The sequence below is a fragment of the Streptosporangium pseudovulgare genome, from assembly GCF_014648055.1.
Classification (GTDB): Bacteria; Actinomycetota; Actinomycetes; order Streptosporangiales; family Streptosporangiaceae; genus Streptosporangium; species Streptosporangium pseudovulgare.
In genome coordinates, this window is record NZ_BMQJ01000018.1 from 92923 (window position 1) to 116974 (window position 24052).

At 69.7% G+C, this 24052-nt stretch carries 21 protein-coding genes and 2 pseudogenes; 7 read left to right on the forward strand and 16 right to left on the reverse strand.

What is annotated here, in order from left to right; translation table 11 throughout:
- Positions 1-26: 26 nt before the first annotated feature.
- The 4 genes from IEZ10_RS30120 to IEZ10_RS30135 are packed head-to-tail and all read right to left on the reverse strand — an operon-like array spanning position 27 to position 5639.
- Positions 27-1676 (reverse strand): hydantoinase B/oxoprolinase family protein, encoded by a 1650-nt coding sequence (locus tag IEZ10_RS30120; protein ID WP_189249904.1) that lies wholly within the window; start codon positions 1674-1676, stop codon positions 27-29.
- On the reverse strand, positions 1673-3733 hold the full coding sequence (locus IEZ10_RS30125; RefSeq protein WP_189249905.1) for a hydantoinase/oxoprolinase family protein: 2061 nt from the start codon (positions 3731-3733) through the stop codon (positions 1673-1675). Before IEZ10_RS30125 ends, IEZ10_RS30120 begins: the two co-directional genes overlap by 4 nt.
- Entirely contained in the window at positions 3730-4605 is an 876-nt protein-coding gene (locus IEZ10_RS30130) for a PfkB family carbohydrate kinase (protein WP_189249906.1), read from the reverse strand. The genes IEZ10_RS30125 and IEZ10_RS30130 overlap by 4 nt, the downstream gene beginning before the upstream one ends.
- On the reverse strand, positions 4605-5639 hold the full coding sequence (locus IEZ10_RS30135) for an SIS domain-containing protein (RefSeq protein ID WP_189249907.1): 1035 nt from the start codon (positions 5637-5639) through the stop codon (positions 4605-4607). The genes IEZ10_RS30130 and IEZ10_RS30135 overlap by 1 nt, the downstream gene beginning before the upstream one ends.
- 183 nt (positions 5640-5822) lie before the next feature.
- Here IEZ10_RS30135 and IEZ10_RS30140 point away from each other — a divergent pair, with 183 nt between their 5' ends.
- The gene (locus IEZ10_RS30140; protein WP_229811789.1) at positions 5823-6968 is read left to right on the forward strand and encodes a LacI family DNA-binding transcriptional regulator; all 1146 of its coding nucleotides are present in this window, start codon (positions 5823-5825) and stop codon (positions 6966-6968) included.
- Positions 6969-7379: 411 nt separating this feature from the next.
- Here IEZ10_RS30140 and IEZ10_RS30145 read toward each other — a convergent pair whose 3' ends face one another.
- Entirely contained in the window at positions 7380-7856 is a 477-nt protein-coding gene (locus tag IEZ10_RS30145; protein ID WP_189249909.1) for a carboxymuconolactone decarboxylase family protein, read from the reverse strand.
- A 209-nt stretch (positions 7857-8065) separates the two neighbouring features.
- Between IEZ10_RS30145 and IEZ10_RS30150 the strand changes: the two genes are divergently transcribed.
- Positions 8066-9004 (forward strand): RNA polymerase sigma-70 factor, encoded by a 939-nt coding sequence (locus tag IEZ10_RS30150; protein ID WP_189249910.1) that lies wholly within the window; start codon positions 8066-8068, stop codon positions 9002-9004.
- Positions 9005-9107: 103 nt separating this feature from the next.
- Here IEZ10_RS30150 and IEZ10_RS30155 read toward each other — a convergent pair whose 3' ends face one another.
- Positions 9108-9791 carry an HAD family hydrolase gene (locus IEZ10_RS30155; RefSeq protein WP_189249911.1) on the reverse strand — a complete coding sequence of 228 codons (684 nt, stop codon included), beginning with the start codon at positions 9789-9791 and terminating at the stop codon, positions 9108-9110.
- A gap of 192 nt (positions 9792-9983) precedes the next feature.
- Positions 9984-10760 (reverse strand): annotated as a pseudogene (locus tag IEZ10_RS30160) (transposase family protein).
- A 38-nt stretch (positions 10761-10798) separates the two neighbouring features.
- On the opposite strand from IEZ10_RS30160, the gene IEZ10_RS30165 reads away from it, so the two are divergent.
- Positions 10799-11668 (forward strand): DUF1963 domain-containing protein, encoded by an 870-nt coding sequence (locus tag IEZ10_RS30165; RefSeq protein WP_189249912.1) that lies wholly within the window; start codon positions 10799-10801, stop codon positions 11666-11668.
- Here IEZ10_RS30165 and IEZ10_RS40465 read toward each other — a convergent pair.
- Both IEZ10_RS40465 and IEZ10_RS30175 read right to left on the reverse strand, forming a co-directional pair.
- A complete protein-coding gene (locus tag IEZ10_RS40465; RefSeq protein ID WP_189249968.1) occupies positions 11640-11882 on the reverse strand; it encodes a DUF397 domain-containing protein in 243 nt (80 codons plus the stop codon). The two genes, IEZ10_RS30165 and IEZ10_RS40465, sit on opposite strands and share 29 nt — an antisense overlap.
- Positions 11883-12000: 118 nt before the next feature.
- On the reverse strand, positions 12001-12411 hold the full coding sequence (locus IEZ10_RS30175) for a DUF3291 domain-containing protein (RefSeq protein ID WP_189249913.1): 411 nt from the start codon (positions 12409-12411) through the stop codon (positions 12001-12003).
- A gap of 132 nt (positions 12412-12543) precedes the next feature.
- On the opposite strand from IEZ10_RS30175, the gene IEZ10_RS39370 reads away from it, so the two are divergent.
- Both IEZ10_RS39370 and IEZ10_RS30185 read left to right on the forward strand, forming a co-directional pair.
- Entirely contained in the window at positions 12544-12714 is a 171-nt protein-coding gene (locus tag IEZ10_RS39370; RefSeq protein ID WP_229811790.1) for a MerR family transcriptional regulator, read from the forward strand.
- Positions 12715-13015: 301 nt separating this feature from the next.
- Positions 13016-13864: a TIGR02569 family protein gene (locus IEZ10_RS30185; protein WP_189249914.1), complete on the forward strand. Its 849-nt coding sequence runs from the start codon at positions 13016-13018 to the stop codon at positions 13862-13864.
- Positions 13865-14052: 188 nt separating this feature from the next.
- On the opposite strand, the gene IEZ10_RS30190 is transcribed toward IEZ10_RS30185, so the two are convergent.
- From IEZ10_RS30190 to IEZ10_RS30200, 3 genes are all read right to left on the reverse strand, one after another.
- Positions 14053-14247: a hypothetical protein gene (locus IEZ10_RS30190; protein WP_189249915.1), complete on the reverse strand. Its 195-nt coding sequence runs from the start codon at positions 14245-14247 to the stop codon at positions 14053-14055.
- A 70-nt stretch (positions 14248-14317) separates the two neighbouring features.
- Positions 14318-14752: a GNAT family N-acetyltransferase gene (locus tag IEZ10_RS30195; protein WP_189249916.1), complete on the reverse strand. Its 435-nt coding sequence runs from the start codon at positions 14750-14752 to the stop codon at positions 14318-14320.
- Positions 14753-14896: 144 nt separating this feature from the next.
- Positions 14897-15034, reverse strand: coding sequence for a hypothetical protein (locus IEZ10_RS30200; RefSeq protein ID WP_189249917.1), 138 nt, complete (start codon positions 15032-15034; stop codon positions 14897-14899).
- 245 nt (positions 15035-15279) lie between these two features.
- Between IEZ10_RS30200 and IEZ10_RS30205 the strand changes: the two genes are divergently transcribed.
- Together IEZ10_RS30205 and IEZ10_RS30210 are read left to right on the forward strand one after the other, a co-directional pair.
- Entirely contained in the window at positions 15280-15732 is a 453-nt protein-coding gene (locus tag IEZ10_RS30205) for a MarR family winged helix-turn-helix transcriptional regulator (RefSeq protein WP_189249918.1), read from the forward strand.
- Between the two features lie 669 nt (positions 15733-16401).
- Positions 16402-17889: a M4 family metallopeptidase gene (locus tag IEZ10_RS30210; protein WP_189249919.1), complete on the forward strand. Its 1488-nt coding sequence runs from the start codon at positions 16402-16404 to the stop codon at positions 17887-17889.
- A gap of 10 nt (positions 17890-17899) precedes the next feature.
- Here the strand turns inward: IEZ10_RS30210 and IEZ10_RS30215 are convergent, their stop codons facing one another.
- From IEZ10_RS30215 to IEZ10_RS30230, 4 genes and pseudogenes are all read right to left on the reverse strand, one after another.
- Positions 17900-20611 (reverse strand): AfsR/SARP family transcriptional regulator, encoded by a 2712-nt coding sequence (locus IEZ10_RS30215; RefSeq protein ID WP_189249920.1) that lies wholly within the window; start codon positions 20609-20611, stop codon positions 17900-17902.
- A 387-nt stretch (positions 20612-20998) separates the two neighbouring features.
- Entirely contained in the window at positions 20999-21361 is a 363-nt protein-coding gene (locus IEZ10_RS30220) for a hypothetical protein (protein WP_189249921.1), read from the reverse strand.
- A 203-nt stretch (positions 21362-21564) separates the two neighbouring features.
- Positions 21565-21735 (reverse strand): annotated as a pseudogene (locus IEZ10_RS39375) (IS3 family transposase); the annotation flags it as partial.
- Between the two features lie 817 nt (positions 21736-22552).
- A complete protein-coding gene (locus tag IEZ10_RS30230; RefSeq protein WP_189249923.1) occupies positions 22553-24031 on the reverse strand; it encodes an MFS transporter in 1479 nt (492 codons plus the stop codon).
- Between the last annotated feature and the right edge of the window lie 21 nt (positions 24032-24052).

Consider the following 24052-nt stretch of genomic DNA (forward strand, 5'->3'; position numbering starts at 1 on the left):
GCTGCCGGGCGGGCTCATGGATGGGCTCACCGGGCGGGGGGTGTTTGATCGGGGTAGTCGTGGGCGGCCCGCTCCGCGGAGATGACGCCTTCGCGCAGGTCGCGTTCGACGTCGGACGGGTCGCGTCCGGCGGGGTCGCCGTAGCCGCCGGCGCCGGCGGTGATGATGCTGACCCGGTCGCCGGGCTGGAGGATCGTGTGGCCGTGGGACAGCGGGCGGGCGCCCTCGCTCAGCTCGACCCGGGCCGAGGCGCCGGGCCCGCCGCCGAACAGTCCCCACGGCCGGGAGCGCTGCCGGCTGGTGTCCAGCCAGAACTGCACGTCCTGTTCCTCGACGCGGACCGTGCGCCGGATGCCCATGCCGCCGCGGGTGCGGCCGGCGCCGCCGGAGTCGGCGACCAGTTCGTACGCCTCCACCAGCAGCGGATATTCGCTCTCCAGCGCCTCGACCGGCAGGTTGGAGGTGTTGGTGACGTGCACCTGGACCCCGTCGAGGCCGTCCTTGGCGGCCCGCGCCCCGGAGCCGCCGCCGATCGTCTCCAGATAGACGAAGTAGCGGCCGGTGCGCGTGTCGTGGCCGGAGAAGTGCACGCCGGTGTTGGCGCCGTTGGCCGCGGCGGTGACGCGGTCCGGCACGGCGGGCGCCAGGGCGCCGTGGATGAGGTCCACCACGCGCTGGCAGGTCTCGGTGCGCCCGTTGACGGCCGCCGGTTCCACGCAGTTGACGATCGAACCGGACGGGGCGTCGATGCGGATGGGACGGTGCAGCCCGGCGTTGGAGGGGATGTCCGGGTCCACCAGCGTCTTCACGGCGTAGTAGACGGTCGCGTACAGGGCCGTCCACACCATGTTGACCGAGGCGCGGACCTGGCCGGGGTTGCCGGCGAAGTCGAAGTGCAGCTCGTCGCCGGCGACGGTGACCCGTACCCGCAGCTCCAGCTCCTCATCCAGCTCCGGGCAGTCGAAGCGGTCGGTGAAGTCGTAGGTGCCGTCGGGCACCTCGGCGATCACCGCGCGGGTGCGCCGCTCGGTGTAGTCGAGCAGCGCCGCCGCTGTCTCGATCATGGTGGCGCGGCCGTAACGCGCGGCCAGCTCGCCGTAGCGGGTGACCGCGAGCCGGTTCGCGGCGAGCTGGGCGCGGAAGTCGGCGCGGCGCTCGGACGGCACCTGGCAGTTGGTGAGCACCAGGGCGAAGACGTCCTCGACGATCTCCCCGTCGCGGGCCAGCCGCACCGGCGGGATGCGCACCCCTTCCTGGTAGATGTGGGCGTGCCCCCGGTCGCCGAAGTCGGCGTGGTGCGCCAGGTTGGCGGCCCAGGCGGTGAGTCGGCCGTCGACGTGGATGGGCGTGACCAGCACCATGTCGGGCAGGTGCGAGCCGCCTCCCGAGTACGGGTCGTTGCTCAGGAACGTGTCCCCCGGGCGGATGTCCTCGGCCGGGAAGCGCTCCAGCACCGCGGCGACCACGCCGATGAGCGAGCCGAGGTGGATGGGCGAGGCCTGCTCGGCCTGGGCCACCATGTGGCCGGCGGCGTCGAACAGGCCCGCCGTGCAGTCCCGGCGCTCCTTGATGTTGCTGGAGTAGGCGGCGCGGACGAGCGTCTCGCCCATCTCCTCCACGATGGACGACAGGGCCGAGCCCATCACCTCCACGAGGACGGGATCGATGGTGGTCATTGCGCTCCTCCGATGGCGATGACGAGGTTGGAGTGGGCGTCCACGGTGAGCCGGTCGCCCGGGAGCAGCACGGTGGTGGTGTCCATCTGCTCGATCACGGCCGGGCCCTCGAGGCGGTTGCCCGGCCGCATGGCCTCCCGCCGGTGCACCGGCACCTCGACGTAGCCGCCGAGTTCGGGCACGTGCATGGCGCGGGTGCCGATGAGGGAGGCGGCGGCGTCGGGGCCGGCCGCCTCTTCGCGCGGCAGCTCGGCCCGCGGCACGGACCCGGTGGCCTGCAGGCGCAAGGTGACGGCCTCGACGGGGTCGCCGGGGGCGTCGTAGCCGTACAGTCTGCGGTGTTCGGCGGCGAAGGCGGTCAGGACGGCCAGCACCGTCTCCTCGGTGATCGGGCCGTCGGGGACGGGTACGGGGATCTCGTAGTTCTGCCCGGCGTAGCGCAGCTCCGCGGTGCGCAGCACGCTCCGCTCGGCCGCCTCGACGCCCTCCTGCTCGAACCAGTCCCGCGCCTCGCCGTCCAGTTCCTCGTACAGGGCGCCGAGCCGCCGCGCGGAGTCCTCCCGGAACGGCTGGATGCGGGTGCGCGAGAAGTCCGCGCGCACGTCGGTCATCAGCAGTCCCAGCGCCGACTGGGCGCCCGGGGTGGGCGGCACCAGCACGGTGCGCATGCCCAGCTCGCGGGCCAGCCGGGAGGCGTGCAGCGGTCCCGCGCCGCCGAACGGGACCAAGGTGTAGTCACGCGGGTCGTATCCCCGCTGCACGGAGATGACCCGGATGGCCCGCGCCATGTTGGCGGTGACGACGCGCAGGATGCCCTCGGCGGCCTCCTCCACGCCGAGCCCGACCCGTTCGGCGACGCGGCCGACGGCGGCGCGCGCGGCCTGCTCGTCGATGGCCATCCGCCCGTCGAGCAGGTGGGCGGGGTTGAGGGTGTGCAGGACGACGTTGGCGTCGGTCACCGTCGCCTCGCTGCCCTTGCCGTAGCAGGCGGGGCCGGGGTCGGCGCCCGCGCTGGCCGGTCCCACCTTGAGGTGGCCGCCCGCGTCGACGTGGGCCAGCGAGCCGCCGCCGGCGCCCACGGTGTGGATGTCGAGCATCGGGGTGCGGATGGGCCGTCCGTCGAGCTCCATCCCGGTGGTGACCTTCGGCACGCCGTTCTGGACGAGGGAGATGTCGGAGGAGGTGCCGCCCATGTCGAAGGTGATGATGTCGGGGTGGCCCGCGCCGGCGCAGATGCCTGCGGCGCCCACCACACCGGTGCTCGGCCCGGACAGCACGACACGCACCGGCATCGCCTCGGCCGCCTGGAAGGGCAGGATGCCGCCGTTGGACTGGGTGACGTGCGGCACGGCCGTCAGCCCTCGCTCGGCCAGCCGGCCGCGCAGCCGCTCCAGGTAGCGGGCGACGACCGGTCCGACGTAGGCGTTGGTCACGACCGTGGAGAGCCGCTCGAACTCGCGGAACTCGGGCAGCACCCGGCTGGACAGCGAGATGTGCGCCCCGGGCAGTTCCTCCGCGAGGATCTCCCCCGCCCGCTGCTCGTGCTCGGGACGCAGGAAGCTGTACAGGAAGCAGACCGCGACCGCCTCCACCTCGTGCTCGCGCAGCGTCTTCGCCGCGGCCCGCACCTCCTGCTCGTCCAGCGCGATCTCGACGCGCCCGTCGTGGCGGACCCGCTCGGTCACCTCCAGCCGCAGGTCCCGCGCGGCGAAGGGGACGGCCTTGTCCGCCTGGAGATCGTAGAGATCCGGCCGGCGGCCGCGCCCCAGCTCCAGCAGGTCGCGAAAGCCCCGCGTGGTGATCACGCCGGTGCGCGCGCCCCTGTGGGTGAGCAGGGCGTTCGTGCCGACCGTGGTGCCGTGCGCGAAGTACGACACCTCGCCCATGCCCCGGCCGCCGATCTGCTCCAGGGCGCTTTCGACGCCTTCGACGATGGCCAGCCCCGGGTCGGCCGGGGTGCTTGAGACCTTCCGCACGTGGACGGCGCCGGTCGCCTCGTCGTAGACGACGATGTCGGTGAAGGTACCGCCGGTGTCGACACCGATGCGCAGAGTCATTGCGTTCCTACCTGTCGCGAGCACTTCCGGAGTTTCCGCTGGTCAAACGATATGTACTGGTGGCTCCCTGCCGGGATCGGTGCTCCGTGCCCGAAGCCGCCGTATGCCTCGCAGGCCAGGGCGGCGGCCTCGGCGGCCGCGCGCAGCGCCTGCTCGGGATCGCCCTCCCGTCGCAGAAGCCCTGGAAGGAGCGTTCCAAGGAAGGCGTCGCCGGCGCCGAGCGTGTCCACGACGCGGCAGGGGACCGCGGGCTGCCGCCACAGGCGACGGCCGTCGCTCAGGAGGGCTCCGTCGCCGCCCCTGGTGGCCAGCGCCCAGCGTGCTCCGCCCGCGGTCGCCTCCCGTACGAGGGACTCCGCCTCCTGCTCCCCCAGCTGCGAGGCGGAGTACGCGGCCAGGAACAGGTGCGGGACCAGGCCGGCCGCCCACGGCTCGCGCCAGCGGTGGGAGAAGTCGAAGGAGAGGCGGATGCGGGCGGCGATCTGCGGCACCTGCCCGATCAGGGAGCCGCTGTACGCGGTGTGCGCGAGGTCGTAGCCCGCCAGGGCGTCGAGGCCGGCGGCGTCCAGGGTGAACGGCGAGACGCCGTCGTCGGAGCCGGCGAAGAATCGGTCGCCGTCCTTCAGGCGCACCTCGCTCCACGCGTTGGGGCCCGGCTCGGTCCGGACCCGGGAGACGTCCACGCCCTCGGCGGCCAGCGCCCCGCGTACCAGCGCGCCGGCCGCGTCGTCGCCGGTCACGCCCCAGTAGGCGGTCTCCGCGCCGGCCCGCCGGGCGTACACGGCGACGTTGACGGCGTTGCCGCCGGGGAACATCGTCGCGAGGTCGGCGTAGCGGTCGGCGACGTTGTCGCCGAGCCCCACCAGACGCATCAGTACTCCACCCGGTACATGTAGCGGCGCTGCGCGGTGTTGTGGCCGCGCTCGGCGGCGCAGAAGTCGAGCAGCCGCCGCGACGTGCTCGCGACGGCGAGCGGGCTGATCAGGCCGCGCTGCGCCTCGGGCACGCCGGGCAGGGTGAAGTCACGGGAGTCCAGGACCGAGAAGGTGGAGTAGTAGCGCTCGGCGAAGGCGACGGCGCGCTCCCCCATCGGGCGGGTGGCGTCCTCGCCGTTCAGGATCAGGACGGGGTGCTGACCGATGATCTCGAAGGGACCGTGGAAGAAGTCGCCGGCGTGCACGGCCGAGGCGTGCAGCCAGTTCATCTCCTGCAGATAGCAGGCGGCCAGCGCGTTGGCGGCGCCGAAGTTGGGGCCGGCGCCGAGCACGTACACCAGGTCCGCATCGCGCCACTGGGCGCCGACCTTGGCTCCGAGGGCGGCCACCTCCTGCTTGGCCGCGGTGAGCGCCTGCGGGACGGCGGCGATCGCGCGCCAGGCCGCGTCCGCGTCGGGCAGCGCGCCGTGCGCGTCCAGCACGGCCAGGGCGATCTGGGTGAAGTGGATGGCCTTGGGCTCGGTGACCGTCACATCGCTCGGGTAGTCGAACAGCACGTCGGCGACCTCGGCAAGCGGGGATTCGCCGCCGCGCGCGATGCCGGCCACGGTGGCGCCGGCCTTCTTGGCCAGCCGCGCGGCCTGCAGCGTCTCGGGGGTGCCGCCGGAGTGCGAGGACGCGACCACCAGCGCCGTCTCGTCCAGCCCGGACAGTGGCCGGTGAACCATCTCGCCGGCGGTCATCCGCTGCGAGGCGGGCGCACCGGCCGTGGACTCGAGCAGGTCCTGCGCCGGGAAGGTCGAGTAGTACGAGCCGCCGCAGCCCACGAAGTACACCGTGCGCAGGCGGCGGGCGGCGGCCAGTTCGGCGGCCAGCCCCCTGGCCTTTCCGGCCTGGGCGACCGTGTGCTCCAGCGTGGATGTCAGATCGGATGCCAAGGGGATGGGCTCGATGGCGACGGGCGAGGACATGGGTCTTTTTCTCTCCTGAAATTGATCATGCGGAGCTGGGCCGCGACACAGTGAGAACCTTCTCACTGATTGCTGAGAACCTTCTCACTGCCGATAGACTTACGTCAACGGTCTTCGGATGGGATATTTCTTCAGATTTCGGACATGCCGCCAGACCGCCCCACAGCAGAAAGGGCACCGGACGTGCGACCCACAGACCGGCGCGGAGGACAGCCGAGCATCGTCGAGGTGGCCGGCGTCGCCGGGGTGTCCACCGCCACGGCCGGCCGTGTCCTCGGCGGCTACGGAAAGGTCAGCGAGACCTCACGGCGCAAAGTGGAGGAGGCCGCCCAGCGCCTGGGTTACCGCGCCAACGGCCTGGCTCGCAGCCTCATCCAGGGGTCGACGGAGACCATCGGCGTCATCGTCACCGACGTGGGCAACTCCTTCTTCGCCAGCGCGGTCCGCGCCATCGCCGACGAGGTCCGGGCGGCCGGCTATGAGATGCTGCTGGCCAACACCGACGCCGACCCCCAGACCGAGCAGCGGGCCCTGCGCATGATGTGGGAGAAGCGCGTGGACGGCGTGATCATCGCGCCCCAGGGCTCCGGCAGCGTCGGCCACCTGCGCCCCCTGGTGGACGACGGGCTCCCCATCGTCCTGCTGGACCGGCCGCTGGCGACGCTGCCCGAGGTGGACCAGGTGATCATCAACAACACGTCGTGCGCGCGCAGCGCAGTCAACCACCTGATCGAGCTCGGCCATCGGCACATCGCGGTCATCAGCGAGGCGGCCCACGACTTCCCCCGGCTGCGCTCGGTCACCCTCGCCGGCGGCGACGCCGAGCGCCCCAGCGCCGCGCGCCTGGTGGGCTACCTCGCCGCCCTGCGCCGCGCCGGCATCGACGCCGACGAGGACCTCGTCGTGCACTCCCCCTACAACCGGGCCGCCGCGGAGCGGGCCGTGCTGGGCCTGCTGCGGCGGCGGCCCGAGGTGACGGCCATCTTCTGCACCGACAACGTCCTGACCTCCGGCGCCGTCGCCGCGATCCAGCGCAGCGGCCGCCGCTGCCCCGACGACCTGTCCGTGATCGGCTTCGACGACCAGGACTGGACGACGCTGGTCAGGCCCCAGCTGACCGTGGTGCGCCAGCCCCGCTACGAACTCGGCTCCGCCGCCGCCCACAGGCTGCTGCAGCGCATCGAGGAGCGCCGCTCCGCCCCGAACAACCGGTCACGAGCCGAGAACACCGCGTCCGGCGATGCTCCGAAGATCCAGGAGGCCCAGCGACTGGTGCTGCGCGGCCGGCTGATCAAGCGGGCCTCGACCGGCCCGATCCCGCCCGGCTGAGCTTCGGGGCAGGGAGGCCCGCGGGCGATCCCCGCGGGCCATGACGCCGGTCGACGGCTGCCGGACTCTGGCCTGCCCATCCTCACACGCCTGGCCGCCGCCGCCGGACTGGAGGCGCCGGCGGCCGGGGGTGTGCGCCTTATCCGCGGCACTCACGTGCGCGCGGGAGAAGACCACCGGCGGCCCTCACATGGGGCCCGTGTAAGCGCGGAATGCGGCGACGCGCCGGAGCCCGCGCCCCTGACTCGGGGCGCGGGCTCTGTCGGCTCGTGGACTCCACGGACCAAGGAATCCGTCGCACGGCCCTGTGATCAGAGGCGCGCCGGCCCCGGCAGCGGGATGGAGGCCACCGGGCGGGCCGCCGGATGCCGGGCGCTCGGCTCGGTCGGTGAGCGGTACCGGGATGGGGGGTTATGCGGCCGAAGCGGGCTGGTGGTCGCCGCCGCGCTGCCGGTTGATGACGGCGAAGCGGTTGGTGGCGTTGATGAGGGCGATGAACGCCACCAAGGCGGCGAGCTGATCGTGGTCGTAGTGCTCGGCGGCGTCGGCCCAGGCTTGGTCGGTGACGCCGCCGGCGCCGTCGGCGATGCGGGTGCCCTGCTCGGCCAGCTCCAGTGCGGCGCGCTCGGCGTCGGTGAACACCGTCGACTCCCGCCAGGCCGCGACCAGGTTGATGCGGGTGGCGCTCTGCCCGACGTGCGCCAGGTCCTTGGCGTGCGCGTCGGTGCAGTAGCCGCACCCGTTGATCTGGCTGGCGCGCAGCAGCACCAGGTCCCGGGTCACCGCCGGCAGCGTCGATTCCTTGATCAGGGCCATGCTCGCCGAAGCGATGTGCTTGAGGGCCTTGGCGGCGACCGGGCTGCTGAACAGGTCCATACGAGCTTCCATGACGTCGTCCTCACTGTGGGAGCGGGCCGCGCGACCGTCGGCGTGGATCATCGGCGCGGCATCGGACGACCATGGAGATGCCGATGACCCGATCCCTGTGACAGCCAGGCGATGTGATGCATGCCACACACCATGGCTGTCACAGACGGGTGGGGACCGGCATCTTTCTGCGTGTGACACGATCAACCGCGAAAGGCGGAACGCCCACGATGAGCGAACACAGCGAGCCGGCCATGGACGCACCCGAGCCGCCCGCCGGCCACGGCCGCGTGGATCCGGCCACCGAGGCGTTCGTGGCGCACCGCAACCTGTTGTTCACCGTCGCCTACGAGATGCTCGGCTCGGCCGCCGACGCCGAGGACGTCCTGCAGGAGACGTGGCTGCGGTGGGCGGACGTCGATCTGGAGCAGGTGCGCGATCGGCGCGCCTACCTGGTCCGGGTGACCACGCGTCAGGCGCTCGGCCGGATGCGTACGCTGCGCCGCCGCAAGGAGTTCTACATCGGCCCCTGGCTGCCCGAACCGCTGCTGACCGCGCCGGACGTGGCGGAGGACGTGGAGTTGGCCGACAGCGTCTCGATGGCGATGCTGCTGGTGCTGGAGACCCTCGCCCCGACCGAGCGGGCGGTGTTCGTGCTGCGCGAGGTGTTCGACCTCGGCTACGACGAGATCACCGAAGCCGTCGGCAAGACGCAGGCCGCGGTCCGCCAGATCGCCCACCGGGCCCGTGCGCACGTCGCCGCCCGCCGCCCGCGCGGAGCCGTCTCGCCGACCGAGACCCACGATGCGCTCAAGGCGTTCCGGCAGGCGGTCGAAAGCGGCGACCTGCAGGGCCTGCTCGACAAGCTCGCTCCCGACGTCGTCCTGCTGGGCGACGGCGGCGGGGTCGTCCAGGCCGCGCTGGAGCCGATCGTGGGCGCCGACCGGGTGGCCCACGTGCTGGCCACCGGACGGCTGAGCACGATCATCGCGGCGACGCTGCAGCCGGCACAGATCAACGGCTACCCGGCGCTGATCCTCCGCCTCGACGGCAAGATCGACACCGTCATCGCGGTGCGCCTCGACGACGGCCTCATCACCGGCCTGTACGCCGTGCGCAACCCCGACAAACTGTCCTGGATCCAGCAGGAGACCGCCCTGCGCCGCTGAGCCCGGAGCTCCCCGGCCACGTGGCCCCCGGTGCTCCGCCGACCCGGCAGGACATGGCGTCTGGAGAGCTGTGAGCTATCGGCAAGGCGAGTCATGACCGTGATCACACATCTCCGGCGAGGCGGGAATCGGGGGCCGGTTCGTCCTCGATGAGGAACTCGATCCCCGTGACCACGTCTGTGACCACGCGATCAGGCGCGGTAGAAGGGATGGTGTTCAAGCCGCGGTCGATCCATATCGTGCTGAGCCCGACGGCCCGACCTCCGGCTATGTCAGCCTCCGGGCTGTCTCCGGTCATCCATCCGCCGTCGTCGAGGTTCGCCCCGCACCTTCGGGCCACGACGCCGAACAGACGAGGATCCGGCTTCTTGAAGCCCTCGGCCCCCGAGATCGCCCACGCGGTCACGACGTCGGCCAGACCAGACCGGACGATCTTCCCGGTCTGGTTGTCCTTCATCCCGTTCGTCACGATGCCGACGATCCATCCGGCATCACGCAGAGCAGCCAGGCCGGCGAGGACTTCGGGACGGCACTCCACCAGGAACGGCAGCCGACCTCGATAACGGGCCCACAAGACGTCAGCGGGTTCGCTCAACCCGAACCTGTCCCGAACGGCTTGGAAGAACTGATCCATCGGCAGCGCGCCGTCGTTGTCCAGCTCAATCATCCAGGCCAGGTCGTGCTCGCTAAGCGCTCGGTCCGATGCGAATTCCGCCGCCCAGCGCCGGAACGCCCCCAGGCGGTCGATCAGCGTGTTGTCCAGGTCGAAGAGCGCCAGCCGTTGCACAGCGCATCACATACCCATCCCCGTCATGCCGTCAACCAGCCCGGTGGTCATAGGGCTCGATGGGGGGTACATCGATCCACGATGCAAGCGTCGGCACTCGACCCGGCAGGCCCTTCACCCGTACGTCCCTGCGGGTGGAGTCCTACCTGACCGGGTCCCGGTGGCAACGGCACAGGAAACGATGAGCCGTTTTCATCCTGCGTAGCGGTTGGCTTCGACGTGGTGCAGGACGAGGATGGCCTGCACGATCGCGGTCGCTCGGCGCGGACAGCAGCGCAGCTTGGCCAGGATCTTTCAGGCCTTGAGGGTGGCGATGGCTCATTCGCCACGAGCGCGAATTCTCGCGTCAGCGCGGTTGACCGCTTTCTGCCGGCCTGACGGCTCCGGCCGGAAGCGGCGCCGCTTGAACGGCGTGCGCACGCTGCCACGGGCGCCTTGGTCGCCCTTGTCGGCGAAGGTCATCACGTCTGCGCTGGTCAGCTCATCGATGATGTCGTGGATTCGGGCGGCGGTGAGGTCATGCGTTGAGCCCGGCGGTGCCGGTGAGGCCCACACGAGCCGGCCGGTGGCGTCGGCGATGACCTGCACGTTCACGCCATGCCGCTTGTGCTTGCCGGAGTAGTACGGCCGCTGGTCTGCCACGCGGTCGATCGGGATCAGCGTGCCGTCCAGGATCGCGTACGCCAGGCGTTGGATGCGCGGCATCGCGATGGTCAGGTCCCCGGTGACCGCTGCGAGCAGCACGATCGCTTCTTGTACACACCGCCAGGCGGTAGCGACACCGACGTCGGATCCGGCGGCGAGCCGGGTGGAGGTGTCACCGTTGCGCAGGTGGGGCAGGGCGAGCAGCGCCTGCCGGCCCGGGTCGAGACGCCGCCACCGAGATCGATGCTGGTTGCGGTGCGCTCGGATGAGGTCGGCGAGGTGGTTCAGGGTGCGGCTGGACGGCTTCGAGACGGCAAGGAGCAGCTCTACAGCCGGGTTGGGAAGGGTTTATCTTCTCGGGCATGGATCATCAGGGAGAGTTTCGTCGGGCAGCGCTTGAGTTGGGCATCCCGGACGACGAGATCAGCAGGTTCAGCCAGCACCTTCGTTTGGCGATCGGATTGTCCGGGGGTGGCGATGGTTCTCCGGTTGGGCACATCGGTGGGTCGCCCCGGCTGCCGGTGGGCATGAAGTGGCCGTCCGCCGGGGACATTCCGTTGCCGTTGCTCCTTTCCGTCGATTGTGGGGCGCTGCCGAGGGTCGACGGCTTCGACCTGCCGGCGGACGGGACGCTGCTCTTCTTCGTTCACCAAGAGATGGACTTCGACGAATCGCCGACCGATCCGGGGCAGTACTCGCGAGTCGTGTATGTACCGGACGGCACCGAAACCGCGGTCGCGGAACCCCCCGACTCCGCGTGTGTCGGCGAGCGGATCGACGTCTGCGCCGAGCTCAGAGCCGATCTGCCCCTTTGGCTCGAGGAGGGCGACGAGGGCGAGGACTGGCACGAGTTCTGGGAGGATCTCGAGTGGGACGACATGTCACCCTTCCAGCAGCGGCTGGCCCGGTACATGGAGCGTGAACTGCCGCACCTGGACGAACTTCGGTCCCTGGCCTACGGCCTCTGGCCGTCCGGCGCCTACCTCGTCATCGGCGGGTACGCCGATGACGAGGAGACGATCGGCAGCATCACGGCGAAGACCCTCGCGAAGGGAGAATGGTTTTCCTATCTGGACGAGGACGCGCTCCGGCTGGCGAGCGAATGGATACCGCTCGCCAATGAAGGACGGATCTACACGGAGTACTACACGAAATTTATGATCCGCCACGACGACCTGGCCGCCGCTCGGTGGGACAAGACGCTCACCGTGACCAATTTCGAGGCCCCGTGACCAGGTTCGACGCACCTCCACCCCGGGGGGCCGGCGAAGGCTGTTCACAGGCGTCCGCGCCAATGGTCACGACAGGGCCGGTGGGGTTCTTGCTGTCGCGGACGGGAACGGTGGGGCAGGCGTCGCTCTGGGCTACCTCGACACACTGAGCCTTTTCCAGCTTCACTTTGAGGTTCCAGCTGGACGAAAACGGTGAGTCGATCGAAGAGAGCATCTCGTCGGCGTTCACGCCGGCGGGCCGATTGACCGGAAAGGAGATCGTGGCCGGGCACCGTGCGATCGTCGGCTTCGGGCGGGCGGGCGGGCGCCGGCGACGGCGATGGTGACGGCGTTCAGGAACGGGCCTCGGCGGCCTGCTGCTCGGCGATGCGACGCTTGGCGTCCGCCCACGTGATCGGCAGCTGATCGACGGGGACTTCCCAGAAGGTGAAGACCGACCGGCGCATGATGGAGCGCAGGCCCTTCACGATCGTGTGGTGCGGTTCGGCCTTGGCGTAGGCGTAGAGCCGCTCCCGGCTCTCCCAGGCGGACAGGGTCCAGAAGGTGCGGCGCAGCGGGTCGGCGATCAGTGAGGCGCCGAGCGCGCCCTGCGCGCCGCGTACCTGCTTCCAGGCCGCGAGCGACTGGAAGAGGAACCGCGGCACGTCCTTGAGTGAGCGCACCTCCAGGCGCGAGGCCATCACCAGCGCGGTGGTGACGCCGGGCTGCGGCTCGTTCGGGGTGGTCCAGGGCAGTGTGGGCATGACCGTGCTCTTCCTGGGAGGGGCCTGCCTGCGGGAACCGTCCGCGGGCATAATGGATAGGAAAACTATCGATAGTGACACTATCCACCATAGACGGTGGAGCTGTCGAATGGACGGAAGGAGACAGGACCGATGCGAATGTCCGATCCCAGCCGGAAGAGCGAGGTGTCCGCGCCCACGGCCAAGTACTGCATCCGGGAGGAGCCGCTGCCCGCCGGCCGCCGCATTTCGGCCGCTCAGGCCGGCTACGACGAGCAGCACCTGCGCCGGCTGCGGCTGATCCGGACCCTGATCGGGGTGTGAGGGCTCTCCGTGGAGGCCGCCCGGCAGGCGCTGGGGGCACTCTCCGAGGAGCAGTCCCGCCCCCACCTCGTGCTCGGTCCGGCCCTCGGCGCGATCCGCCTGCCGGAAGAATCCCCCGGGGAGCCCGATCACCCGGCCGCGGTGGACGCGCTGCTGACACCTTCCCGCGGCAGTTCACCCCGCAGGTGCCGGCCGCGGTCGCGAGCGTTTGGTGTTCGCGCACCAATCGAGTGGTGGCCTGGGGGATGCTCGCCGCCATTGCGCCACGGACCCGTCATCCGAAGAACCTACGATCTTGACCGTGACACCTTCGGTTTCGCGTCCCCCGGAAGCGGTACTCGCAGCGTTCGGCATCCGCGCTGATCCAGTGGTACTGCCAGGCGGCAAGGGTGGCACCTGGCGAGCTGACCAGGTGGTCCTCAAGCCCGTGGAGTTCTTGGCGGAGACGCTCTGGCGATCGGAGGTGCTTGCCGCCCTGCCCGACTCGGCCGACTTCAGAATCGCCCGCCCCGTTCGGGCCGTGGACGGGGCATGGGTGATCGACGGCTGGGAAGCATCTCGGCTCATCGAGGGCGTCCCGGATGTCGGGCGTCAGGATGACGTGCTGCGCGCCGGCATCGCCTTTCACACGGCCATCGCGAGCCTGCCCCGTCCTGAATTCCTGGACCTCCGCGACGACCCGTGGTCCATCGGTGACCGTGTCGCATGGGAGGAACTGCCCGTCCAGGCATGCCCGCCGGCCCTGGACCTGCTGGAGCCGCTGGTGCGCGCTCGCCGCCCGGTCGATCTCGCCTCGCAAGTGGTTCATGGGGATCTACCCGGCAACGTGCTGTTCGCGGACGGCTCGCCACCAGCGATCATCGATTGGTCCGTTTACTGGCGCCCCGCATCATGGGCGGCAGCGGTCGCGGTGGTCGATGCATTGTGCTGGTACGGCGCTTCACCCGCGTTGGCCGCCCGTTGGTCGCACCTGCCGGCCTGGGGCCAGATGCTGATCCGCGCTCTGATCTACCGGATTGTCACCCACGAAACGGCATTCGGCTCCCCCGGATGGACACCCGACCAGGTTGCGGCATACCTGCCCACCATCAATCTCGCTGTCGTCCATGCCGACCACGGTGTCGACCAGGCGCATCCCCGCAGTCCATGACCGATACCCGACACGCCCGAAACGATAAGACCATCGTCTCCTTCCAACCCGCTGCGTGACGATGCCACGGGGACAAGCTTGAACAGAGAGGTCGAGATCAGTTCGGATGAGCAGGCGTGCTCGTACCGGCATGGGGTGCCGTAGGGCCGGCCGCCGGTGACCGAGCTGAACGCGCGCGCTCGGCGGGGTCAGCCGGGCGGGCGGTGGACGACCTTGTCCGTCGAGCGGCCGGGATAGACAACGAGCAGGTGCTCCTCCAGCGGCGCGTCGGGGTCGTTCTCGTCCCACGGCAGCGTGCGGGCGTGGACGCGGAGGCGGTAGTGGCCTGGACCGGCGACGGCCAGGTTGGGCAGCGGCCCGGCCGGCCCGGGCGCGGCGAGCATCGGTGTTCCCGCCTCCCGCCCCGGACAGGTAGGGCGGCGGGAACCGACGCGGACAGCGTCGTGGGGGGGGTTACCTCGGCTGCCAGCGACCGATCTTCTTGCTGATGAGCGTGGCGCCGATGCGTGTGTAGAACCGCTGCGCCGCCTCGTTGGTCTCGGCGACCTCCCAGCGGATCACCTTGCCGCCGGCGGCTTCGGCTGCCGCGCGCATCAGCTGTTCTCCCGCGCCACGGCCGCGTTCGGTGCCGGTCACGTACAGGTCGTCCAGATGGAGGTAGTTTTCGCCGGACCAGAAGCTGATTCGCTCCAGCCAGGAGACGTAGCCGATCGCCTGGGTGTCCCGTTCGGCGAGCAGGTAGGTGACCTCCGGGCGGGCCAGCAGCCGCTGCAGGTCGGCGACGGTGACGGTGACGGCCCATGCCCGGTCTTGGTGCTTGGCCAGTTCGCTGATGAGGCCGTGCACGGTGGAGGCGTCCTCGGGGGTGGCACGCCGGATCGAGATCATCGTGGTCCTTTCCGCGGGGTGGGGTTTGGTGCGGCGGCGTGCAGGCTCAACTCGGCCATGGGAGTCCTTCGTGGCCGGAGGGCACCCGGGCAGTCGCCTCGCGTCCTGTCTTGCCTCGTGCTCCGGTCACCGGCACCGTTCGGGTCATGCGTGCTCCCGGAGCCGGACGATGGCCTTGCCGATCGTGGGCGCTGCGCTGTGCAGCAGGCCCAGCAGGGCTTCGGGTACCCGCTCGATGTCGTCCAGCACCGTCTGGCGGTGGCGGATCTCGCCCGAGCACACCCAGGAACCCGCTGTGTGTTGCGAACCAGGACCTGACCGGGCTGCAATTCGGGAATCCGGGCCTCGACCAGCGCGAAGTCGTCGGCTGACGCCTTCGCCGGCGGCCGTCGTGTCAGGTGCCACTCCCGGGCCCGCCCCTTGCCGGTGACTGTCGTCGGGACATCCCTTCCATAGATACTTGATGCACTCAAGCATCTAGCCTGGCGTACATACTTGAGTGCATCAAGTTCTTGTAGAGTGGCCCCATGGCCGTACCGACTGGGCCCGTCACCGCGTCGACCGATGCCGAACGGGCGATGTTCGACTTCGTTGACGCCTACGACCGCGCCTATGAAACCGCGGCCCTGGAGCACGGGCTGAGCGTGGCGCAGGCCTGCGTGCTGGGGCGGCTGACCCGGCAGATCGGGATGGGAGAACTGGCCGACGAACTCGGTTGCGACGCGTCCAACATCACTCAGATCATCAGCAGGCTCGAGGCGCGCGATCTCGTCCGCCGTCGCCCCCACCCCGACGACCGCCGCTCCCGGCAGATCGTCCGGACCCCCAACGGAACCATCCTCTACGCCGCCTTCGAGGAGTCCTTCGAGTTCGCCCGGTCCGCCGTCGCCAATCTGAGTGCCTGCGAACAGGACCAGCTGGCCACCCTGCTCCGCAAGGCCCTCAACGGAGCACGAGAACCGAACAGCCAACCCACTTGAGGCGTGGTGGGTGATGCGGTCCGGTGAGCACGATGGGGCGGGCGGTTCCACAAACGATGCCTCGGGCATCGGCATCGGGCCGATCCGTGGTCCAGCGGAGCACATGACCGCCTTTCCACGAAACGCACCGCCCACCGTTTCACTTCAGGAAACGGCCCTTCCGTGAAGTAACCGGCTCCGTGCCGTCTCTCACCCCCAGCTCGGCCCCGCCTGATGCAGACCCTGATCGCGGCGAACTCCCTTCACGAAAGATGCTCCGCCCGCCAGTGGCCCTGGATGAGGACCTGTGACAGGCCACAGCCGGTCCCCCGAGGTGCGCCGCCCCATCCCATGCGGCCTGGCATTCGGCGACGTGCCGGCATCAACGAGATCAACCCGTTCGGGGCGTGTGACAGCGTTGCTTACCCGATTCGACGTTGTCGTCGCTCGTGATCAACACCGTGAGCGAACCGACAGCTGCGTCATGGGGCTCCAACATCACCGCAGGCCAGGCATGGCATGGGAACCTCCGCGGTCCGTTTCTGGCGCGTTCCGGCCGGCCCTCTCAAGAGGCCATACGCCCGAAATATGAGGATATGCAGGGTTCTCCGCCCCTCATGTCGATGTCACCATTGGGGCAGCCCTGGCCGGCCACCGCTCCTTGCGCTTGCGGATGAGGAGTCATCGCGTATGAACCCCAACACCACGCTGGGAGCGTTCGCTCTCATGACGGTCGTCGCCATGGGCGGGACGGCGCCGGCGAGCGGCGCGCAGACCACGGGCACGGTGTCCCGGCTCGCCACGGCACACGGTGCGGGTACGGACGGGAACCTCTCCCCCGGCCAGGCGCTTCTCGGCTCAGGCAACAGTCACTTCAACGGCAACCCGGTGACCATCCAGACCACGTACTCCGGGGGCCTGTACTCCCTGAGCGACCCCACCCGCCCCGGCCTGAACTGCGGCCGTTTCAACGGCCCCGTCTTCACCAAGCCGACCGACACCTGGGGCGACGGAACGGCCCTCGGCCTGGAGACCGCCTGCGTCGACGTCATGTTCGCCGCGCAGAAGCACTGGGACATGCTGCGCGACTGGCTGGGACGCAACGGCGTCGACGGAGCCGGCCACGCCTATCCGGCGTCCGTCGGCCTGAACCAGGTCGAGGCCTACTGGAACGGCGTCCGCACCGCCTTCGGTTACAACAGCGCCCACACCAAGCAGCTCACCTCCCTCGACGTGGTCGGCTTCGTGTACGGCGGCATCGTCTACGAGAAAACCGGTTCCTACGGCGGCGACGGTCTGGAGGCGCAGTCCCTCAACCGGTCGGCCAACGAGATCTTCGGCACCCTGACCGAGCACTACGTCGGCCACCCCCTGGCCCTGGACGAGCCGGACTACCTGATCGGCGAGGAGGTGAACGTGGACGGCGGGGGACCGATGATGCACATGTACGACCCCTCACTGACGAATCATCGGAGCTGTTACCCTCTGCCCCAGGGCACGCTCCCCGACAGCGGACCGCAGGATCACTGGTTCTACCTGCTCGCCGAGGGCACCAACCCGCCGGGCGAACCCGCCAGCCCGGTCTGCGCGGGCCCGTCCTCACTGACCGGCATCGGCATCCAGAAAGCCGCCCGGATCTTCTACCAGGGGCTCCAGCGCAAGGCCCTTGGCTGGTCGTACGCCAGGGCACGCCTGGCCACCGTACTGGCCGCCAAAAACCTCTACGGCTGCGCCGAGGTGAACGCGACCAAGGCCGCGTGGACCGCCATCCGCGTCGCTCCCCAGGCCGGCGAGCCGACCTGCCCGTTGCCCACCCCTCCTCCTTCCGCTGCTCCCAGCCCTGCCAGTCCTTCCGGCCCCTCCCCCTCCCTGTCCCCCAGCGAGATCACGGTCACCCCGCCCTCGGCCAGAGTCAGCCCCGGCGGATCCACCACCGTCCGGTTGACATCCTCTCCCCCTGAAGGGAGGAGATTCCCACGGTCACCCGCAGGAGTTCCTGTTTCATCGGGCCGCGCCTCCCCGGAAGCCTCCGGGGCCGGTCTCACCGACCCTCCGCAGGCGTTTCACCCGTCCGCCAGGATGCTGCCTGAGGTGCCGGCCCGGCGGGTCATCGCGTGCCTGAGCGCCCTGGAAGCCGGAACGGTGGCCTGTCTGCAGGGCGGCCACCCGGCTCCGTGAGCTGGTGCGGTCAGCTTCGCGTCAGGTCTCCGTCAGGTCCCGGAAGTCGACTGCTGTCAGGTGAGGCTCCCACCCGGGGCTCGTGCGCGGACAGGCCCTCGGCCGGGAGCGGGCGCTGGGCCTCAAGGACGGCGGATATCCGCCGGGCCTCCATCGGCACGTTCTGGATCACGGCCAACTCGTGAGCACGGCGCAGGCAGGCATCCGCTTCGGCCGGGCGCCGCAGAGCGGTGAGACTGTCGGCGCGCAGGCACAGTGCCACTCGTTCCAGCACCCGGTCGCCATAGCGGCGAGCGTCATCGAGGAGCCGTGTCGACAGCGTCTCCGCGTCAGCGTGGCGACCGGCTCTCACCGCAGTGTGAAGGTCGGACAGCGAGATCAGCAAGGACATGCGCGGGTTGCCTGCCGCAAGCTTCATGGCCTTGTCCAGCATCGGGCGTGGGTCGCCCCCATCGAGGGGGGCCAAGCGCGCGAGCAGGACGGCCTCGCTGAGGGCGTCACCCACCCCGGCGGCCATCGACACGGCCTGGGTGAGGTGCGCCAGGGCGGCTTCTGCGCCCCCCAGCGCCAGCTCCGCGGCGCTGAGGTTGGCCAGCGTCAGCGCCTTGACGGAGCTCTCGCCCAGCAACGGCAGCGCTTCCTCGGCCAGGGCGAGGACCTTTTCGTGCCGATACTGAAACGCCTCGACCGCGCACAACGAGGCGAGCATCGCCCCCACACCTTGCATCTCGTCGTGGTCGCGGCACACCCGTAGAGCCAGCTGCGAGGTCTGCTCCCAGTCCACGAACTGTCCGTGGATCTCGAACAGCCGAACCCCGGCCAGCGCGAGGTCCCAGCACATGGCGGCGTATCCGCGTTCGGCGGCGTGACGAATGCCGGCGATCAGGGTCTCGCGCTCGGCCGCCATCCACGCCATCGGCTCATCGGGCAGCACCCGACCCCGCGGCCGCCAATGCGGGGCGCCGCTGTCCAAAAGGCGGAACCCGCCCCCGTATTCACGCTCACAGGCGTCTTTGGCGAGCGCCAGCAGGCACGACAGGAAGCGATCACGAACGCTGTCCTGCACCGGCCCGCTCCCGGCACGCTCGCGGGCCAGCAGCCGGATCAGATCATGAAAGCGATATCGCTCCTGTCCGGCGACGTCGAGGCCCTCAGGTTGGAGGAGTTGCCGTTCGGCCAACCGTTCCAGCAGGTCCCCGCCTGCGCTGACAGGCACCGCCAGCAGGGCGGCGGCCATCCAGGCGGTGAAGGTGGGCACCGGCACCAGACCAAGCCGCTCGAACAGGGCCCGCTCAACGTCGGGCAGGTCCTGATAGCCGGCCTCCAGGCCGGCGCGCACGTCCAGTTCACCCACGCGCAGCTCATCCAGCCGCCGTTCCTCGGTGAGTCTCGCGGCCAAAATCTCCGGGGTCCAGCCGGGCCGGGTCACCAGCCGGGCGCCGGCCACGCGAAGGGCGAGCGGCAGCCTGGCGCACAGCTCGACCAGCGGGGCCGCATGGCCCGGCTCGATGCGGGCGATCCGGCTCACCAGCAGCGTGGCGTCGGCGGGAGGCAGCACATCAAGCCGGATCGGCAACGCCCCGCAGTCGGCGACCAGCTTCTCGAATCTGCTGCGCCCGGTGACCACCGTCACGCAGCCTGATGCTCCTGGAAGGAGCGGCTCCACGTGCACGGACCCGGGCGCGTTGTCGACGATGATGAGCATCCGCCGCTCCGCCAGGACCTGGCGGTACAGCACGATGCGGGCGGTGTGGTCCTCAGGGATGAGGATGACGCCGAGCGCGGCCAGAAAGCGGGGCAACACATCGGTTGCGGGGTACCGGCCGAGATCGGCATAGAGCTGCCCGTCGGGGAAATGGCCGCTGGAACGATGGGCCCAGTGCAGCGCCAACCCGGATTTGCCGACGCCGCCGACTCCGCTGATGACGGCCACGTTCGCCGGGCCGTGCAGGAGCCGATCCAGCACGGCCAGTTCCTTGGTACGGCCGGTGAAGGCATGCACGTCGGGCGGCAGCAGGCGGGGGGCCGGATCGTGGCGGAGCAGCTCCTCATGGAGGCGGCGCAGCGGGCCGCTCGGCTCGACGCCGAGTTCCTCCACCAGCTTGGCGCGGGTCTGCCCGTACAGCCGGAGTGCTTCAGCGGGGCGACCGGCCGCGGCCAGGGCACGCAACCACAGCTCGATGAACGATTCACGCAGCGGTTGTTCGGCCACCGCGGTGGCCATGTCACCGGCGCATTCGGCGAAGCGCCCCAACAGCATCAGAGCCTTCGCACGTGCCTCGATCGCCCCCAGCCGTGCCTCCTGCAGTACGGCGGCCTCGACTTTGATCTCCTCCAGATCGTGCACCCCGCCGTACGGCGCGCCCCGCCACAGGGCCAATGCCTGATCCAGCAAGGGCAAGGCGCGCTCGGCCGGCTCGGCGGCGGCGCGCTGGATCAACTGTGTGAACTGGAGCGCGTCCAGCTCGTCATCGGCGACGATCAGCATGTAGCCGCCGCCGCGGCGCACCAGCCTGTCTCCGACCATGGCGCGTAATCGATGCAGATGCCAGCGGAAGGTGCTCGGCGAAGGTGCCGCGGACGGCCATGCCGCCTGCGCCAAGGCGTCGCCCGACACCGGCCGGTTGGCGTGGCACGCCAGCACCGCCAGCAAGGACAGCTGCTTGCCGGCCGGAATTGTCGTGCCGTCGACCGTTACCGCCCCGAGAACCCCGAAATCCACTCAGCCGATTATGAGGTTCCCCGAGCAGGCAATCCATATCCCGTCCTGAAGAGGCCGACCATTATGCGAGCAGCAGGTGTGGTCCAGGCTCCTCGTCGAGGAGGCTTGGAAGGTGAGGTGGCTGCCGCCGGCAGGCTCCGATCCCGTCCGTGCGTTGACGTCGCGGTCGAATGGATCCGATGACGCCTCTGCTTGAGAGGCCCGCGCGTGTCTTGGCCCCCTGGAGCCGTGTTGGTCGGTGCGGCAGAGCCTCAGGCGGAATTCCTGATCGAGGCGGCGAAGACGTCGGCTGCGCTCGCCATCTGCTCGCTGATCACGTGAGCGTAGACCCGGAGCGTGATCACCGGGTCAGAGTGGGCCCAAACGGCCCTCGACGTCCACGCAGCCTCAGCAGAAGCCGAGACCGCCGCTGCCCGACGTCTGGACCTGGCTGGAGTGGATCCAGTAATACGTGCCGTCATGCCGGTTGGAAAGATAATACCACAGATTGCTGCCGTTGACCGTGGAACCGACATGGAGAAAGCATTCCGGGTAGATGGTCGTGCCCTTCTTGCAGACGTACGCAATGTTGTCCTGGTTGGTGAATGGGGTCGTCCTCACGTTTGCGTCGTACTTGCAGGAAAAGACCATCATGGTGGTGGCCTGCGTGGTGGCCTGGGCCTGAGCCGGGGTCATGAGTGTGAAACTCGTCAGAGCCGCGGCCATGCCGAACGCCGACATCCACAGGCGGCGGGTCTTGCGATCGTTCACGATGATCTCCCTCGGGTCGTTGATCGTGAAGCACACTAGGGACCGGCCGTTGGGTCGCCGCTGGGTCTTCGTTGGATGCCGGGCGTTGATGCTCCGCAAGGGCCTGTGCTCCTCGCTGATCTCCGGTCGGCGAACCGCGCGGGATCATGGCGCAGCGCAGGCGCTGACCCGCCCGGTTGGTCGGCGGCACGTTCATGGCCGTCGTCGCGCACCGTGGTACGGATCGTCTTACCGCGGCGGGCGCCGTCCAGGCCGAGCTCACGCATCAGCCGGGCGACGACGCAGCACGCCACCTCGATGCCTTCACCGTGCAGTCGCCGCCAGACCTTACGAACCCCGTAGACGCCGTAGTTGCCGGCGTGGACGCGGCTGATGTGCTCCGCCATCTGCGGCGTCCCGGTTCCAACAGGGAACCAACGTGAACCAAACAGAGCCCTTCTACCTTGACGGCATGAAACTGCGAAAGCTGTCCCTAGCCCTCGCCGGTGCTGCGATGCTCTGCTTGCCGGCCCTGACGCCGGGTACGGCCTGGGCCGACCCTCTGCCGTCAGGCTGCGTCAACAAGCTCTATACCGCATCCGCCTCATCCCAGGCTTGGTGCACAAGCGGGGTCGGGTACGTCGCCGCCGGCGTCCAGTGCCGGACCAGCGGTGGAAGCACGAAGTGGTTCTGGGGAAACTGGGCAACCGTCCCCGGCAGGACGTCGTACGCCTACTGTGAAGTGCCCTACATCTACGCCATCGCCAGCCGGTACAGCGTCACGCAGTGACAGAACCCGCCGGCTGCCTGCCGGCACTCCGGTGACACTTCGCGATCTTTAAGCGCTGGGGCCACAGGGCAACGGCCACCGCGTGATCATTCGGGTTTGTGAAGACGGAGCATCAGGCGGTGGCCGCGAGCCATAGCGCAGACCCTGACGGCTGGGCGGTCGTCTTCAACGAGCCGATGGCCAGGATCGCCGGCCGGTTCGGCCGCGTCGAGCCACGCCGCGCCGCCGCGCCGGTGCGAGACCGGGCGCGGCGATGTACCGGATGACGTGCCGGAGTCGCGCGGCGGTCCGGCGGGCCGATGCCCTGCTCGCTGCCGTCTCATGATCGTCCATGTACGGGTTAGCAGTCCCTTATCACGTACATCAAGGAGGATTCTGCGGACGGGCTCGCCGACCGGTCAGCCGCGCGCGGCATGGGTTCTCTATTCGGCGTGCTCGACTGCGGCTTTCGGGAGGGCGAGCATCACGAGTGCCGTGATCAGGTAGAGCGCGGCGGAAGCGATCAGGACGATGCTGAGCGCGTGACCGTAGTCGGGCAGCACCGGTGCCCCGGCGGCTGAACCGGTGACGGAGGTGAAGAAGATCGTGCCGAGAACGGCGATGCCGACGGCGCCGCCGATCTGGTTGACGGTGGAGAGCACCCCGCCTGCGGCACCTGCGTTGCGTCCGGGAACGCCTGCGAGGACGACGTTGACGAGGACGGGTGCGGCGAGACCGAGCCCGAGGCCACCGATGAAGAGTGCGAGGGCGAGGAGCCGGTATCCGGGATCGTTGCCGTCCTTGACGATGGACCACAGGATGAGCTGAGATGCCGCGATGGTGAGCGAGCCGGCGATCAGGAGCGTTCTGCCCGCCTTGGCGGCGAGAGCGACGCCGAGGCCGGAGGTGATGATCGAGCCGAGCGCGTACGGGAGGATCACCAGGCCGGTCTCCCATGCGGTTCGGCCGGTTCCGTTCTGGAGGTAGACCGAGAGGGTGAGAAAGTACGACCCGATGCCGCCGAAGAAGAGCACCGAAGCGCTCAGGCCGACCGTGAAGGCGCGGATTCTCAGCAGAGCCGGGTCGAAAACAGGTTCGTCTCCGCGTCCGGTGAGGCGGCGCTCGTGGGCGAGGAAGATCGCGAGAACGATGATTCCGGCTGCGAGGAGGGCGTAACCGGCCCAGGTCCATCCCCATGTCTCGATCTGGATGATCGGCAGCAGCAGGAGAAGGATGCCCGTGGCCGCGAGGAGCGCGCCGGGGAGGTCCAGTCGCGCGGTCGAAGCGGAGCGGGACTCCGGCAGGACCTTCGCGCCGAGGATGAGTGCCAGGATCGAGACGGGCACGTTGATCCAGAAGATCGTGCGCCAGCCCAGGCCGAACAGGTCGATGTCGACGAGCAGCCCGCCCAGCAGCGGGCCGGCGACCGAGGCGAGGCCCTGGACCGCTCCGTAGGCACCGAACGCCTTGGCACGCTCGCTCGGAGCGAATGATGCCCGGATGATCCCGAACACCTGCGGGACCATGATCCCGGCGGTCAGTCCTTGCCCGGCCCGCATGCCGATGAGCATCCCCGGATCGACGGCCAGCGCGCACAGCGCCGAGGTGGCCATGAACCCGGCCAGCCCGATCATGAACAGCCGCTTGCGGCCGTACCGATCACCGAGCCGTCCACCGGTGATCAGGCCCGCGCCCAGGGCGAGGGTGTAGGCGGCGATCGTCCACTGGATCTGAGCGTCGCCGGCACTCAGGTCTTGGGCTATCGCCGGGGCCGCGACGGTGACGATCGTCGCGTCGAGAAGGTCCATGAAGGAACCGAAGAGCACCACCAGCAGCGCCGCGGTCGCGCCGGCGTCGGCGATGAGTGTCGGAGAGGCCTCAGTGGTGCGGGTGCCCTCTCGGGGGCTCGGTGAATCGGTCATGTCGGCCACCATCGTCGGCAT